Annotated in this window: 12 protein-coding genes; 1 reads left to right on the top strand and 11 read right to left on the bottom strand. The window is 64.0% G+C overall.

The window, feature by feature from the left end:
• Window positions 1–6: 6 nt before the first annotated feature.
• Window positions 7–732, bottom strand: a complete 726-nt coding sequence (locus tag LMJ30_RS17175; RefSeq protein WP_229433653.1) for an NF038120 family PEP-CTERM protein — start codon at window positions 730–732, stop codon at window positions 7–9.
• Between the two features lie 555 nt (window positions 733–1,287).
• Between LMJ30_RS17175 and LMJ30_RS17170 the strand changes: the two genes are divergently transcribed.
• On the top strand, window positions 1,288–1,653 hold the full coding sequence (locus LMJ30_RS17170) for a hypothetical protein (protein WP_229433652.1): 366 nt from the start codon (window positions 1,288–1,290) through the stop codon (window positions 1,651–1,653).
• Between the two features lie 24 nt (window positions 1,654–1,677).
• On the opposite strand, the gene epsA is transcribed toward LMJ30_RS17170, so the two are convergent.
• The 10 genes from epsA to galE all read right to left on the bottom strand — a co-directional run bounded on the left by epsA (window position 1,678) and on the right by galE (window position 14,186).
• On the bottom strand, window positions 1,678–2,481 hold the full coding sequence (gene epsA / locus LMJ30_RS17165) for an XrtB/PEP-CTERM-associated transcriptional regulator EpsA (protein WP_229433651.1): 804 nt from the start codon (window positions 2,479–2,481) through the stop codon (window positions 1,678–1,680).
• 7 nt (window positions 2,482–2,488) lie between these two features.
• Complete coding sequence (gene phoB / locus LMJ30_RS17160) at window positions 2,489–3,214, bottom strand: phosphate regulon transcriptional regulator PhoB (RefSeq protein ID WP_229433650.1); 726 nt, start codon at window positions 3,212–3,214, stop codon at window positions 2,489–2,491.
• 132 nt (window positions 3,215–3,346) lie between these two features.
• Window positions 3,347–3,961: an NF038129 family PEP-CTERM protein gene (locus LMJ30_RS17155; protein WP_229433649.1), complete on the bottom strand. Its 615-nt coding sequence runs from the start codon at window positions 3,959–3,961 to the stop codon at window positions 3,347–3,349.
• A gap of 12 nt (window positions 3,962–3,973) precedes the next feature.
• Entirely contained in the window at window positions 3,974–6,964 is a 2,991-nt protein-coding gene (locus LMJ30_RS17150) for an ExeM/NucH family extracellular endonuclease (protein ID WP_229433648.1), read from the bottom strand.
• Between the two features lie 345 nt (window positions 6,965–7,309).
• Window positions 7,310–8,317 carry a TIGR03790 family protein gene (locus tag LMJ30_RS17145; RefSeq protein ID WP_229433647.1) on the bottom strand — a complete coding sequence of 336 codons (1,008 nt, stop codon included), beginning with the start codon at window positions 8,315–8,317 and terminating at the stop codon, window positions 7,310–7,312.
• Window positions 8,318–8,325: 8 nt separating this feature from the next.
• A complete protein-coding gene (locus LMJ30_RS17140; protein WP_229433646.1) occupies window positions 8,326–9,681 on the bottom strand; it encodes a phenylacetate--CoA ligase family protein in 1,356 nt (451 codons plus the stop codon).
• Between the two features lie 38 nt (window positions 9,682–9,719).
• Window positions 9,720–10,430, bottom strand: a complete 711-nt coding sequence (locus LMJ30_RS17135) for a PEP_CTERM-anchored TLD domain-containing protein (protein WP_229433645.1) — start codon at window positions 10,428–10,430, stop codon at window positions 9,720–9,722.
• Window positions 10,431–10,596: 166 nt separating this feature from the next.
• Window positions 10,597–12,012 (bottom strand): mannose-1-phosphate guanylyltransferase/mannose-6-phosphate isomerase, encoded by a 1,416-nt coding sequence (locus LMJ30_RS17130; protein ID WP_229433644.1) that lies wholly within the window; start codon window positions 12,010–12,012, stop codon window positions 10,597–10,599.
• Between the two features lie 13 nt (window positions 12,013–12,025).
• On the bottom strand, window positions 12,026–13,171 hold the full coding sequence (locus LMJ30_RS17125) for a nucleotidyltransferase family protein (RefSeq protein ID WP_229433643.1): 1,146 nt from the start codon (window positions 13,169–13,171) through the stop codon (window positions 12,026–12,028).
• Window positions 13,172–13,187: 16 nt separating this feature from the next.
• The gene (gene galE, locus LMJ30_RS17120) at window positions 13,188–14,186 is read right to left on the bottom strand and encodes a UDP-glucose 4-epimerase GalE (RefSeq protein WP_229433642.1); all 999 of its coding nucleotides are present in this window, start codon (window positions 14,184–14,186) and stop codon (window positions 13,188–13,190) included.
• Window positions 14,187–14,189: the final 3 nt, after the last annotated feature.

The raw sequence follows: 14,189 nt of genomic DNA, 5'->3' as shown, positions 1-14,189 counted from the left end.
AACTGCTCAGGCAGCGTGCTTGCGGCGGCGCAAGGCAGCCATTCCGAGCAGGCCCAGGCCGAGCAGGCCGAAGCTGGCTGGTTCAGGAATGTCCGCTGAGGTCACGATGTTGTCGATCGCGAAGTTGGAACCGTTCAGGTTGCGGAAGCACATGCCACTGGCGTCGCAGCCATAGCCGAGGAAGCGGACCGCGGCGTATTCGGTGCTGAACGCGGCGCCCAGGTTGAAGGTGCCAAAGTTGTATTGGCCGTTCACCGCCACCGGCAAGGCAATCTGGAGCGCGCCGCCCAGGGCCAGGCCATCCTGGCCGTAGCCTTGCAGGAGCAGCAGGCCGCGGGTCAGCGCGCCGCCGGTGCCGATGAAGCTGGCCGAGAAGCTGTCCAGTCGGAAGCTGTTGCCACTATTCAAACCAAACACGAGGTAGCTGTCAGCCAGGGCCGCATAGTAGGTGCTGCTGTTGTTCTGCGGGCACTTGAGTTCAGCGCCGGCGCAGATATCCGCCTGCTCCGCACCATTGATGAACATGCCTGTCAGGTCACCTTCGGCGCCGCCGAGGGCGGTCATCCAGTACTTCCCATCGGTAACCGTCTCATTGGCGAACACGAATGGCGACACCGCGCCTTCGAAATTCAGCACCCCTGCCTGCGCCACGCTAGCGGTGCACAGTGCTGCTGCCACTGCAAGCTGCTTGACCAGCTTGCCACCTACTCGCGTCTGTTTGAATGTAGCCACGAAATCCCCTGTTCTAGTAATTATGATGAGTACGCCAAACTGTTGGCCCGGCGTTTCAAGCAACTGCGCTTGCTCGCTGGCTTGTGCCAGCAACTCATCCATAAGCATGATCTATGCCTAGGGGAAAGACGTCATACTAATCAACAAGTTGGGTAAAGCCGGGCTGTCAGGCCGGGCCCAGCTGTAAGAAACACCGACAAATTTACGACAAATTGGTGCAGATCCGCCCCGCCATCGCGGCGGTGGCCATGCACGCCCTTGCACGCCCTTCCAACTTTTCAAATCGCAACGGCGCTCCGCGTCGGCATGCCAGCTTTCATACATTTTTTTACAAAATAGATTTTTTTTCGTCGCGGAAATGTTACGCCAATCCTATAAAATTGACATTTCCGCGAGGACATTTTCGCTTATTGGCTGCCAAAATCATGGATTTCCACGTCATTTCGATACAAAAACGTAAACCTTCGCGTTGGATCAACAAAGAAAAGTTGGCCTACGGCAAAATTCGGACATACAATGCTTTACGTTAATCGCATTTGCCCTGTGGAAATAATCATGAAATCCTGCTTCTTCCGTACCTTGTTTGGCTCGCTGATCCTGGCTTCGCTGGCCGCATGTGGCGGCAGCGGCGACGCCGTTGCCTTGAGCGCAGAGGCGCCGGCCCAGATCGCGGCGTCGCCTGCCGCGCCAGCGCCAAGCCAAGCCCCGATGCCAGTCGCTTCTGCCTGCAACGATCCTTCCTGCCTGGGCGGCGCGGACGGCCTCGCGGACCAGTTCCGTGCTGCATCGATGGAGCGCGCCGCGCAAGCGGACGCCTCGGCGCAACCAGGCTATCCGAATGTTCCGTCGCACGCGATGACCCTGGCCGAGGCACGCATGCCGGAAGCGCTCGGCACCGCCACCCTGCAGCGCGCACAATAATCATCCTGCGCCGCCCATGCGGGCTTACCCCGGCCGGGCGCGCCGCCCGCCCGCCGGCGCCATCCCTTCCGGCTCCAGCAGCCGAAGCGCGTGGCAGCGCGACAGGGCGTGGGCACGGTTGCTGACGCCGAGTGCGCGGTACACTCGCTGCAAGTGGTTTTTGACGGTAAGTGCACTGATGCCCAGGATGCTGCCGATCTCGTAGTTGCTCTTCCCTTCCCTTACCCAGGACAAAATTTCCGCCTCGCGCACCGACAGAGGGCGCGCGATGCCGGCGCGTCCCTGCACCATGCGGGCCGGCTCTTGCTGCGCGCAACGCAGCAAGGCGAAATGCAGGTGCGGCAACACCAGTTCGAGGAAGTAGGCGTGGCGCGGACCCGGCTTGATCGGCAGGCCCAGCAGCGCAAACACGCTGGCGCCGCCGGCCAGCATGCCGCTGCCATGCACCAGAAGATTATCAAAGCCGCTGCGCTCCAGCGCCAGCCCGACTGCCGCCGGCGCGCCGCCCTGGCTGGCGACGGCGATCGCCGGCATGCGCCAGCCTTCGCGCCCGGCGCGCGCCGCCTGCACCGCCAGCCCGTGGGCCGGATCGGTCAGCTGGCGCAGGATATCCTCGTCCAGCACGGCGCCGTGGATGCATTCGAGGCGGCGCAAGGCGTCGCCGGGGCCGTACTCCATGCACAGCAGCACCTGGTGCGGCAGCAGGGCCTGCAGCTGGCCCTGCGTCCACAGGAAAAACTGGCGCATGTCGCGCACCCGGGCGCCCGCTTCCACCACCCGCAGCAGGTACTCCTGCTCCAGCGGCGAGAGGATGACGAGTTCGTTCATCGACGGTTCAGGCCGCGCTCGGCCAGCCCAGCCGCGGGCGCGCTTCCCACGCCACCACGAAACGGTAGCCGCTGCCGCGCACCGTCTGGATATGCTCCTGGTGGCCGCTCGGCTGCAGCGCACTGCGCAGGCGGCCGACGTGGGCGTCGACCGTGCGTTCATCGAGGTAGACGTGGCTGCCCCACACCTTGTCGAGCAGCTGGGAGCGGCTGTGGACACGCTCGGGATGGTGCATCAGGAAATTGAGCAGGCGGAACTCGACCGGTCCCAGCGTGATCTGGTGCGAGCCGGCCGTGACACGCTGGGTGCCCGGCTCCAGGCGCAGCCCCGCCATCTGGACGGTATCGGCGGACGCGTGCGGGGCGCGCCGGCGCAGCAGCGCGTGGATGCGCGCCAGCATCTCGCGCGTGCCGAAAGGCTTGGTGATGTAATCGTCGGCGCCCGATTCCAGCGCCAGTACCTTGTCGTGTTCGCTGCTGCGCGCGCTGACCATGATCACCGGCAGCTCGCGCGTTCGCGGCTGGGAGCGCATGCGCCTGACCAAGGCAACCCCGGACTGGCCGGGCAAGGTCCATTCGGCCAGCACCAGGTCGGGCAGATCCTCGTCGAGCATCACCAGCGCCGCCTCGGCGTCGGCCGCGGCCTGCACCTGGTAGCCCGCGCTGGCGAGGTTCAGCCCGATGAGCTGCTGGATCGCCTGGTCGGCGTCCACGACGAGAATCTGTGCTGCCATGAAACACCTTGTGCATGAAAACCTGCCCTATTCTAAGAGACAAGTTGCACACAGGCTAAAAAAAAGCACATCTGTCGTTTCCGAGCAAATGTGCTTGCAGAACACGGGCCGATGTGGCCCGTTGCGTGCCGGTCAACGCTGGCGGCGGCGCACCATCGCGCCCATCAGCGCAAGGCCGGTCAGCATCAGCAGCAGTTCGGAAGGTTCCGGCACCGCGTTGACCGACACCTCGGCATTGCCGAAGGTCTCGAAGCCAACGGCGGCGGCCGCGGTGTCGCTGATCTGGGCGATCGAGAAAATCACGTCGCCCTCGGCGTTGCCGACAGCGGCGTAGTCATCGCCAAGCAAGGCGGCCGAGAAGATGCTGGTGAAGTCGCCGATCTCGGTCAGGAAGGCGCCGCTGAAGACGACATCGAAACTGAGCATGCCGCCAGCGGTAATGCTGTGCGTCAGGAAGTTCGTACCCTGGTTGCTGATCGTGAATACGCCGCCTGGCATGAAACCGACGTTGCCCTCGAAGGAGTCGACCGCGCCGAAAGCGCCCTGCAGGTTCGAGATGGTGGCGATGGCTTCGGCAGCGCCGCCGAAGCTGTTGAAGTTCATGTCAAGGAAGCTGGCGCCCGCAACATTGGAGTTGATGGTGACGCGGTAGCTGCCCGGGATCACGTCGGCGTGGGCGGCAAGGCTGGCGCCGCACAACAACAGTGCGAGCATGGCCTGGCGGAGAAGGGTCTGGAGTTTGAACATGGTAATAATTCCTTAGAATGCGCCGCGGTAGACGGCGTTGCTGAAGCTGATACCGGCTTTGGCCGGGTTGGTAAAGGTCATCGACACGGTGACGGTGGCGCCTGGGGCGACCGACGCTGCGGTGGCAGTGATGTAAGGCACGCCGTTGTGCTGGCCGCTGGCGTTATCGAGCGTGATGCCTGCCGCCAGGCCGCTGAAGGTCACATGGAACGGGCCGTTGATCGTGGCGCCGGTCTTGTTGGTGAAGGTGGCCTTGCCGGTGTATTTGCCGGTGCTGCGGTTGTAGGTCGGGCCCGACAGCGCGCGGCTGAAGCTGGTGGTGACGTCGGCGTAGGTCGGCGCCAGCGCCAGGCTGACCACGACCGGGTCATGGTCCGATGCGCGGTAGGCGTTGTTGACGTACAGGTCCTGGGGCTTGCCGTCCAGGTTGTAGTCGATCACTTCCGGCTCGTCGGCATTGTTGTGCCACTCGGTGGCATCAGCGACCTGGCTATTGAGCGACGCGCTGGCCAGTGCATGGTCGAGGTAGGCGCTGTGGCCACCGAACACGTAGGAATAAGGCAGGCCATGCGGACGCACGAAGCGTTCCAGCTGGTTGACATAGCCGCCCTTCATCAGTTCGTGGATCGGGTCTTCGAAGCCATGCGCGTTCATGTCGCCGATCACCAGCACATCGGTGTCGTTGGCGGCTGCGACGACCTGCGGGATGAACACGTCGCGCAGGCGGACCGCCTGCTCGACCCGGTCGGCGTTGTAGCACGACTGGCCGTCGCCGAGATCGGCGTTGAGGCCGGAGGCCCCGCCGCAGCCCTTCGACTTCAGGTGGTTGACGATCAGCGAGAAGCGTGCGCCGTTGGCAGCCTTGAAGGCCTGCGCCATCGGCGGACGGTTGTTGACCGGGTCGCCATCGGACAGCGCCGTGCCTTGCAGGCTGACCTTGGCCGGCTTGTAGATCATCGCCACGCGGATCGCGTCGGTACCGGTTTGCGGCGGACGCGGCACGTAGGCGTAGGCGGTGAAGCCAACGGCCTGGTTCAGCGCATCGACCAGGTAGGATACCGCGACGTCGTCGTTGTTCTGGATTTCCATCAGGCCGACGATGTCGGCGTCGATGGCTTTGAGCGAATGGACGATCTTGTCGCGCTGGCGCTCGAACTCGGCCATGTTGTCGGCGCCGCGGCAGTTCGACGCGCGGGTGGTGCTGCCGACTTTGCAGCCCTGGCCGGTACGGCCCCAGGCATCGCCGCCGTTGGTAAAGGTGGTGAAGAAGTTCAGCACGTTGGCGCTGGCCACTTTGACATTGCCCGCGGCCACAAGCGGTGCATCGGTGCGCGCGTTAGTGCGCGAGAACAGCGGCGCCGCGGTCGGTTGCAGCTTGAAGGTGGCGCCGCCACCGCCGATGGCGCCGAAATCGATCACCCCGGTCAGGCCGGTCACGCTGTCGCCGGCGCGCACGGTGCCGCCTTCGCCGATGTAAGGAATCACGGTTGGCGTGACGAAGATGTTGTCGTCGAGGACCAGCTGGTTCGCTGCGTTGGCAGCGGCCAGTGCCAGTGCGTCCGGCGAGTTCGGGCGGAAGCGGTTGGTCGGGGTTTCGCGGCGGCCCACCGACAGGGTCAGTTCGCCGCGCTCGCCCAGGTAGGCGGTCTGGTTGACGGTCAGGGTGTTGGTGAAATTGACCAGCATGCCTTCGACCTTGTCGAGGCCGGCCAGCGAATCGACGTTGGTCGGCGCCACGCTGTGGCCGCTGCTGCGCACCATGACCGCGGTCGTATCTTTCAGTTCGGTGTAGCTACGCGACGCGCCGGTTGGCGCGTATTCGGTCACGGTGCCGGTGACGCGCACCAGGTCGCCCACATTGGCCGACAGCGCCGTGCTGCCCATGTAGACGAAGATGCCGTCGGAAGTCGCTTCGACGCCGTCGCCGGCCGCGTCCTGCATGAAGAAGCCGCTGCCGACCTTGTGCGTGATGACGCCTTCGGTGGTCTGCACGGTGTTCTCGTACGGGCTCTTTGCGGCTGGCCCCTGGATCTCGGGAATCGTGTGGGTGACGGCGGCCAGGCCCTGCACGCTCACGCCGATGGTGCAGCTCTTTTCCTGCGACTGGTTGTTGGTGAAGTTGACGACCACCGGATAGGTGCCGGCCGCCACGCTGGACGCGACGTCGAGGCTGACCGTGGCCGGCTGGCCGTTGGCGCTTGACGCGGTAAAGCCTGCCAAGGTGATGCCCGCAGCCGCGCCGCCGGTGATCGATGCGCCGGTGACGATGCCGTCTTCATCGGACGCCGACAAGGGCGCGGATCCGGCAACGCCCTGCTGGACCAGCAGGTTGGCCGGGCAGCTTGCCACGATCGGGACTACCACCGGGCCGCCGCAAGGGGTCGGGGTGGTTTCCATATTGCGTGGCGACGGAGCCTGCACCGCGAAGTCTGCGGCGTTGTTGTCGGTATCGACGCAAGCGTTCGCACGCGCAATGGCGGTCGCGTTGCTGGTGCCGGATGCGAAGGCGCCCTCGTAGCCGTTGGTGGTGCCCCAACCGAGGAGGTCCAGCACGGAGGTCGTTGGCTGGAAGCCGGTGAGCGGCGCGGTGCCGCTGCTCAGCAGGATCTTGCCGCCGCTGCCAGACAGGTTCAGCGAGCCGGTGCCATCAGGGGCAACGGGCAACGCCGGCTGGCTGCCTGCGCCGGCGGCCATCTGCATCAGCAGGAACTGGCCAGGCTGCAGCGTTTTTGCAGGCAGCACGGCCACGCCCCAGTTGGACGTACCGGTGGCGCCCGGGCCATTCGACGACGTGTACTGGATGCTCATGCCCTCGAGGCTGACTGCGGTAGCGCCGCGGTTGAACAGCTCGACGAAATCGTTTTTATAGACCGCACCGGAATTCCCGCCGCCGCCATATACCTGGCTGATGACGATATCGGACGCCGCGAAGGCTGGCGCAGCCATCCCGGCCAGCAACGCGGCAAGGACGGTCAGCCGTCCTGGAGCATGAATCTTGGTCATTGAAATTCCCGAAAAAGCGCCAGCCGTGATGGAAATATCCATGCGCCAGGCTGCCGACTGTTAGCAAAAAGTATTGGTTATTAGCAAAAAGGATAGTAAATGCGCAAAATGACAACGTGATGACTGGGCATTAGTCCGCTTGGACTAATCTGGTATGCATGCCGGATAAGAATCGCCGCGCTGGCGCGTCGCCGCTCGGCCAGCTCACCCATCGCAATCTCGGGCTTCAACATCGGGATCAGACCCGGGGACAGACCCCAACTTCGGGGTCAGATCCGGGACCTGACCCCGGGTCTGACCCCGAAGTTGGGAAAGAGGAAGAACGTGCGCCTTGTTAGCTGTTTTTTAGCGGCGGTAGGGCGCGGCGAGGGGTTCGCCGATGAACAGGCCTTGCGTGGGCCAGGCGACACTCTTCCAGTAGGCTTCGATGGCGCTGGCGCCACCCACATAATGGCGCAGCAAGATGGCGGGATGGGGGAACTTTTGCCAGTGGTTGCACGGCTCGCTGACCGTGCCGTAGCTGGCAGTCGCGCCCGCTTCGAGCCAGCGCAGGCTGCTCATTTGCGACTGCCCAAGCAGGTCGCCGCCGAGCGAGGTCAGGTGGTCGGCCAGCGCGCCGGGACGAAATCCCAGCGTGTCGAGCTTGCCGACGTGGGCCATGCCGGTCTGGTAGATGATGATGTCGTCGGCGTTTTCCAGCACGTCGGCATGCACCACTTTGGTGGCGATCTTCTTCGACGCGAGCCGCGCCGCCGGCGGGTAGAACCTGGCGCGCGCGTTGCGCGCGGCCTCGGACGTCACCATGTAATAGGCAGTGGCGGGAACGATGCGAAAACCCGCCGCCACGCCACGGTCGATCACCGCTTTGGCCTGCTGTACCGAGTCGGCCGGCAGCAGCATCGACAGGCGCATGCCCAGTGCCGCGTAGGGCTGGCTGGCGGCGGAATTGAAGTACTTGCTGGGCCGCCCGGCGTCGCAGGTGCGCGTGCACTGCCCCGGGTCGAAGCCCATCGTGTAGGCGCTGGTGATTGAATTGCATTCGACCGCGTAGGGCGCGGTCCAGATCATCAGCACAGCCTGGATGCCGTCGCCCAGCTGGCTGTCGATTTCCTTTTTCAGCACCGAGAACTGCACGGCGTCGAGCCGCTGCGGGCTGTTGGGGATGCTCACATGGACGACATTGGCCTTCGGGATATTGCGCACCTTGCGGTAGTAGGCGCCGACCGCAACGCTGTTGGGGTCGGCGTCGTTGATGACGATGGCCAGTTGCTTCGGGCTCAGGCCCGGCCGCGCCGGCTCAGCCTGCGCACTGCCGACCATGGCAAGAAGTACGGCAAGGGTCAGACGATGCATAGCGCGTCCTATCGTTGAACAGGCAGGCTGGGGCCTGCCGCCGCGGCGCCCTTCCACTCCTGCGCCACCCACTTGTATTTTCCGCTGGCCAGCAGGGGGATGTCGTCGACAATGCGCAGGCTTACGTCCAGCTTGTTGCTGATGTACTTGCCGAAGTTGGCCAGCAGCGCCTCGCCGTCCGCGTCACCGTAGCCCGCGTCCGGCACCAGCCGCACTTCCCAGCGGCCCGGCCCGACTTGCGCCACCTGCGACTTGCGGATGTGGGACAGTCCTTTGAAGGCGAAGGTAATGATGCTGGCGCTTACCGGCGCGCCGTCGCGGTCGAACAATTGGTCTTCCACCTTGCCCGACGACAGTTCGATGCGCGGATAGCTGCGCCCGCACGGGCATGGCCCGGGGATCCAGCGGGCGCGGTCGGAAATGCGGTAGCGCAGCAGCGGCATCACATGGTTGTGCAAGGTGGTGCCGACGATATAGCCGAAGTCGTCCGTCGGCTGGTTGTGGTCGTCGAGGATCTCGACCACCGAGTATTCCGGGTTGATGTGATAGTGGCCGTGCTCGCATTGCGCCGCGTAGGCGACCCGTTCGGCCATGCCGTAAAAATCGAAGATCTTGCAGCCGAAGACGCGCTGGATCAGCTCGCGCTGCACCGGGTACAGCGGCTCGGACCCCGTCACCACTGCCGGCAGCGCCAGCTGGTAGCCGCTGTTGTCGGCCAGCCGGGCGAGCTCGACGCAGGACGAGGGGTAGGCGCGCAGCATGGCCGGGTTGGCGGCCTTGAGCGCGTCGAGCATAGCCGCCGCATTGGGCGCCGACAGGTGGCGCGTGGACATGAACAGCTGGCGTCCGAAACGGTCCCAGAACCAGAACGGCGGCGCCGTCTGCGCCACATCGGCAACATCGTCGCCACGCAACACTGCCTGCGGCTGGCCGTCGCGAAAACCCGCCCAGGCCCAGGCCTGCATGTTGAACGCTTCTTCCCATATGACGGATGGGATGCTGCGGAACACTTCGAGCGGCGTGCCCGAGGTGCCGCTGGTTTTACCAAGCGGCCACCACGGGCGGCGCTTGCCGGCCGCCGGGTACAGCTCGGCGCGGCGGGCCAGCAGGTCGGGCTTGGACAGTACCGGGTAGTAGTCGCGCAGCCAGCCGTGCAGGTCGGCGCCGGGCGGCGCTTCCGGCTGGCTGGCGTAGAACGGCAGCTTGCGCCGCGCGCTGTCAAAGCTGGCGCGCAGCAGCGTTTGCTGGCGCTCGCGCAGGCGCCCGGGGGATAGCCGCTCGCGCGCCAGCAGGCCGGCGGCGCGCGCGCGCGACAGCAGGTTGCGCCGCACCAGGTGGCGGGCCAGCAGGGTTGTGCTCTTCAAATTCAGCTTGCCTGTATCAGTTGAAAAATCTTCAATACTTATTTTATGACAATGCTGCGCCGGGCAGCGCCGCCCAGCAGTGCCAGCCCGCCCAGCAGCATCGCGTAGGTGGCAGGTTCGGGAATCGGCGACAAGGTGAACACTTCCAGCGCATCGACCTGCACCAGCTGGCCGCCAAGCGAGCGGTCGATGATCGACAGGCCCGAGTCGAGCGGATTGCCGTAGGTGACCTGCCACGAGAACGCCGCCTTCAGCGAGGCGTTCACGTACAAATCGTGGCCGGTGCCGAACGTCGGGCCGTAGTCGATGCCGTTGAAGGTCTGGCGCTCTCCCTGGCTGGGCAGCACGTAGTCCGACAGCACCTGGCGGTACACCGCCGGTTCCGTCATGTTGAAGATGAAGCCGGTGCGGTAGGCGTCGCTGGGCGTGTTGTGCCAGCCGTCGGTGGACGACCAGCCTTGCGGATTGAACCCGCCCACCAGGAAGCTCTGGCCGGCGTCGTTGGTGACCTGCATCAGCGTAAAGGTGGGGCCGCGGCCGTCGGTGGCGGCATGGAAGTCGGCCGAGGTGTCGTCCCCGTCGCGCGTGAACACGTTGGACAGGTCGAACGTCCCCTGCCCCAGCCAGCGTTCAAGCTGGGCATGGCCGCTGGCGTCAAGCAGCGCGCTGCCGCCGAGGATGGCGCCCGCCTGCGCCGGCAGCGCGCAGGCCAGCACCAGGGCGGCTCCCGCCATTTTGATTTTCTTCATGTCATCATCCTTTATAGATGCGGTGATCAGTGAAACCTACCACAGTGGCCTGGAAGTTTGGTGCGGTCACGCACGGTAGGATGCAGTGCGCTTACGGCTCAGTCCGCTACGCAATGCATATTTCCAGGCGAAAAAAAAGGAGGCCTGAGCCTCCTTTGCCTGGCGCTTACGCGCGCTTGTAAATGTCCTCGAACCTGACGATGTCGTCCTCGCCAAGATAGCTGCCCGACTGCACCTCGATGATGTGGAGCGGCACCTTGCCCGGATTTTCCAGGCGGTGGTTCATGCCGATCGGGATGTAGGTCGACTCGTTCTCGGCCAGCAGGCTGACCGTTTCGCCGCAGGTCACGCGCGCGGTGCCGCTGACCACCACCCAGTGCTCGGCGCGGTGGTGGTGCATCTGCAGCGACAGTTTTTCGCCCGGCTTGACGCAGATGCGCTTGACCTGGAAGCGGTCGCCCGCATCGATGCCTTCGTAGTAGCCCCACGGGCGGTACACCTTGGTGTGGTGCAGGTGTTCGGTGCGTTCCTTCGACTTCAGGTGGTCGACCACCTGCTTGACCCGCTGGACCTGGCTCTTGTGCGCGACCAGCACCGCGTCCGGCGTTTCGACCACGACCAAGTCGGACACCCCAACCACGGCCACGATGCGGCTCTCGGCGCGCACCAGCGAATTGGACACGCCGTCAAGGTAGACGTCGCCGCGCTGCACGTTGCCCTGGGCATCGCCTTCCTGCACTTCCCACAAGGCCGACCACGAGCCGACGTCGCTCCAGCCGATATCGGCCGGCACGACGACCGCGTGCGAGGTGCGTTCCATGACGGCATAGTCGATCGAGTCGGACGGGCTGCCCGCAAAGGCGGCTTCATCCAGGCGGCAGAAGTCGAGGTCGCGGTAGCCGAGGCGAACGGCAGCTTCGGCAGCGGCGGCGATGTCCGGCTTGAACTGCTCCAGTTCGCGCAGATAGGTCTGGGCGCGGAACAGGAACATGCCGCTGTTCCAGTAGTAGCCGCCATCGGCGACAAAACCTTCTGCGGTGGGCTGGTCAGGCTTTTCGACAAAGCGGTCGACCTTGTAGCAGTCGTCGGAACCGATGGCGCTGCCGCGGCGGATGTAGCCGTAGCCGGTTTCCGGCGCGGTCGGCACGATGCCGAAAGTAGCCAGCGCGCCATCGCGCACCGTGTTGGCGGCGCGCGCGACCGCGTCGGCAAAGGCTTTCTTGTCCTTGATGACGTGGTCGGCCGGCAGCACCAGCATGACGGCCTCAGGATCGATCGCCATCAGGTAGTTGGCGGCGGCAGCCACCGCGGGCGCGGTATTGCGGCCGGCCGGTTCCAGCAGGATGCCAAGCGGCGTCACGCCGATTTCGCGCATCTGTTCGGCCACCATGAAGCGATGGTCATTGCCGCAGACAACCAGCGGCGCCATCAGTTCAGGCCAGTCCCCAACCCGCAATGCTGTCTCTTGCAGCATCGTGCGGTCCGTCACCAGCGGCAGCAGCTGCTTGGGCAGCACTGCACGCGACAGCGGCCACAAACGGGTGCCGGCGCCGCCGGAGAGGATGACTGGGTAAATTTTCATGTAAATCCTTTTCTTATTTTGCGTAAATCATGTCGCCTTCAGTGCGGCGGTGCTGGCGCCGGTCGCGCGCATTCACCCACTCTTCGGACGAGTATTCGGTACTGTGTTTCATCTCGCCTTGACGGTCGACACTATAATCTTTAAATACTATCATTTCATGCAACGTTACATCGTGCAACACCCTTGTATATTCAAACAAGACGCTGCGCGTGATTTCGGCGCCTTCGCAGATGTGGCTGCCGTGCCCGATCCAGGTCGGCCCGATGATGGTCACGCCTGATTCGATCAGGCAGCCCGAGCCGATGTAGACCGGCCCCTTGATGACGGTGCCGTTCCAGTCGATGCTGGTATTTAAGCCGACCCAGACGCCGTCTTCGACCTGGATGCCCGGCACGTCCATGTGGGCCACTTCGCCCTTCAGCACGTCCTGCAGCACTTCCCAGTAGTCGGCCACGCTGCCGATGTCGAGCCAGTTGAACGGCCGCTTCTGCGCGTAGAACGGCAGGCCGCGCTCGGCCATCAAAGGGAACAGCTCGGAGCCGATGTCGAACGACTGGCCCGATGGGATCAGGTCGATGACTTCGGGTTCGAAGATGTAGATGCCGGTGCTGATGAAGTTCGACAGCGCCTGTTCCTTCGATGGTTTTTCCTGGAACTGGGTGATGCGGCCCTCCTTGTCGGTGACCACCACGCCGTAGCTGGAGACCTTGTCCCACGGGACTTCGCGCGTGATGACGGAGGCCAGCGCGCCTTTGCGGCGGTGTTCGAACAGCGCCGACTTGAGGTCGAGGTCGATCAGCGCGTCGCCGCACAAGACGATGGTGGTCTCGTCGAAGAAGCCGCCGAACTCCTGGATTTTTTTCATGCCGCCGGCCGAGCCGATCGGCTGCGGCACCACTTCGCCGTCGTCGTTGGTATAGCCTTCGAACGAGTAGCCGATCTGGACGCCGAACTGGTGGCCTTCACCGAAATATTCTTCGATCTTGTCATGCAGGTAGCTGACGTTGACCATGATTTCGGTGACGCCGTGTTTGGCGAGGTGTTCAACAAGGTAAGCCATGACCGGCTTGCCAAGCAGCGGGATCATTGGTTTTGGCAGGTCATAGGTGAGCGGACGTACGCGTGTTCCCTTGCCCGCAGCCAGAATCATAGCTTTCATCGGTCCATCCTTTTCGTTACTTCGGCATTGACTGGTATCGCCATGCATCGGCGCACATTTGTGCGACATCGCGTTCGGCCTTCCAGTCGAGCTCGGTTTGGGCACGGTGGGGATCGGCGTAGCATTTGGCGATGTCGCCTGGGCGGCGGTCAACGATTTTGTAGGGAATGGGTTTGCCGCAAGCCTGTTCGAAGGCGCGTACCATTTCCAGCACGCTGTTGCCGCGCCCGGTCCCCAAATTGTACGTAACAACGCCAGGACCTGTCGCCAGCTTGGTTAGCGTTTTTACATGGCCAATGGCGAGGTCGACAACGTGGATGTAGTCGCGCATGCCGGTGCCATCCGGGGTCGGATAATCGCCGCCGTACACCGATAAAAATTCGCGGCGGCCGTCGGCGACCTGGGCGATGTAGGGTACCAGGTTGTTCGGGATGCCGTTCGGCTCTTCACCGATCAGGCCGCTTTCGTGCGCGCCGACCGGATTGAAATAGCGCAGCAGCGCGATGCGCCAGCTGGGGTCGGACACCGACAGGTCGCGCAGCATCTCTTCGATCATCAGCTTGCTGCGGCCGTAAGGGTTGGTGGCCGACAGCGGGAAGTCTTCGACGATCGGCACGCTGGCCGGATCGCCATACACGGTGGCCGACGACGAGAACACCAGGGTCTTGACGCCGAACTTCGCCATCGTCTCGAACAGCACCAGGCTGCCGTAGACATTGTTATCGTAGTAGCGCAGCGGCTGCGCCACCGATTCGCCGACCGCCTTCAGGCCGGCAAAGTGGATCACCGCCTCGATCGCATTGGAGCCGAACGCCGCTTCCATCGCGGCGCGGTCGCGGATGTCGCCTTCGATGAAGGCCATGTTTTTGCCGGTGATCTGGGCGACCTTGTCGCCGACGACGGTGTTGCTGTTGGAGAGGTTGTCGTAGACGACCACTTCATGGCCGGCCTTGAGCAGTTCAACGCAGGTATGGGATCCGATGTAGCCCATGCCGCCTGTAACGAGTATCTTCATCTG

Source organism: Massilia agrisoli (assembly GCF_020831365.1).
Taxonomy (GTDB): Bacteria; Pseudomonadota; Gammaproteobacteria; order Burkholderiales; family Burkholderiaceae_D; genus Telluria_A; species Telluria_A agrisoli.
Note: the sequence above shows the minus strand (reverse complement) of the source record. Positions and strands in the feature narration are given on the sequence as shown.

Excerpts from the sequence above, each read along its gene's own strand:
- phoB (WP_229433650.1), bottom strand. The coding sequence starts at position 3,214 with ATGGCAGCACAGATTCTCGTCGTGGACGCCGACCAGGCGATCCAGCAG.
- galE (WP_229433642.1), bottom strand. The coding sequence starts at position 14,186 with ATGAAGATACTCGTTACAGGCGGCATGGGCTACATCGGATCCCATACC.
- LMJ30_RS17150 (WP_229433648.1), bottom strand. The coding sequence starts at position 6,964 with ATGACCAAGATTCATGCTCCAGGACGGCTGACCGTCCTTGCCGCGTTG.
- LMJ30_RS17170 (WP_229433652.1), top strand. The coding sequence starts at position 1,288 with ATGAAATCCTGCTTCTTCCGTACCTTGTTTGGCTCGCTGATCCTGGCT.
- LMJ30_RS17145 (WP_229433647.1), bottom strand. The coding sequence starts at position 8,317 with ATGCATCGTCTGACCCTTGCCGTACTTCTTGCCATGGTCGGCAGTGCG.
- LMJ30_RS17125 (WP_229433643.1), bottom strand. The coding sequence starts at position 13,171 with ATGAAAGCTATGATTCTGGCTGCGGGCAAGGGAACACGCGTACGTCCG.
- epsA (WP_229433651.1), bottom strand. The coding sequence starts at position 2,481 with ATGAACGAACTCGTCATCCTCTCGCCGCTGGAGCAGGAGTACCTGCTG.
- LMJ30_RS17135 (WP_229433645.1), bottom strand. The coding sequence starts at position 10,430 with ATGAAGAAAATCAAAATGGCGGGAGCCGCCCTGGTGCTGGCCTGCGCG.
- LMJ30_RS17130 (WP_229433644.1), bottom strand. The coding sequence starts at position 12,012 with ATGAAAATTTACCCAGTCATCCTCTCCGGCGGCGCCGGCACCCGTTTG.
- LMJ30_RS17155 (WP_229433649.1), bottom strand. The coding sequence starts at position 3,961 with ATGTTCAAACTCCAGACCCTTCTCCGCCAGGCCATGCTCGCACTGTTG.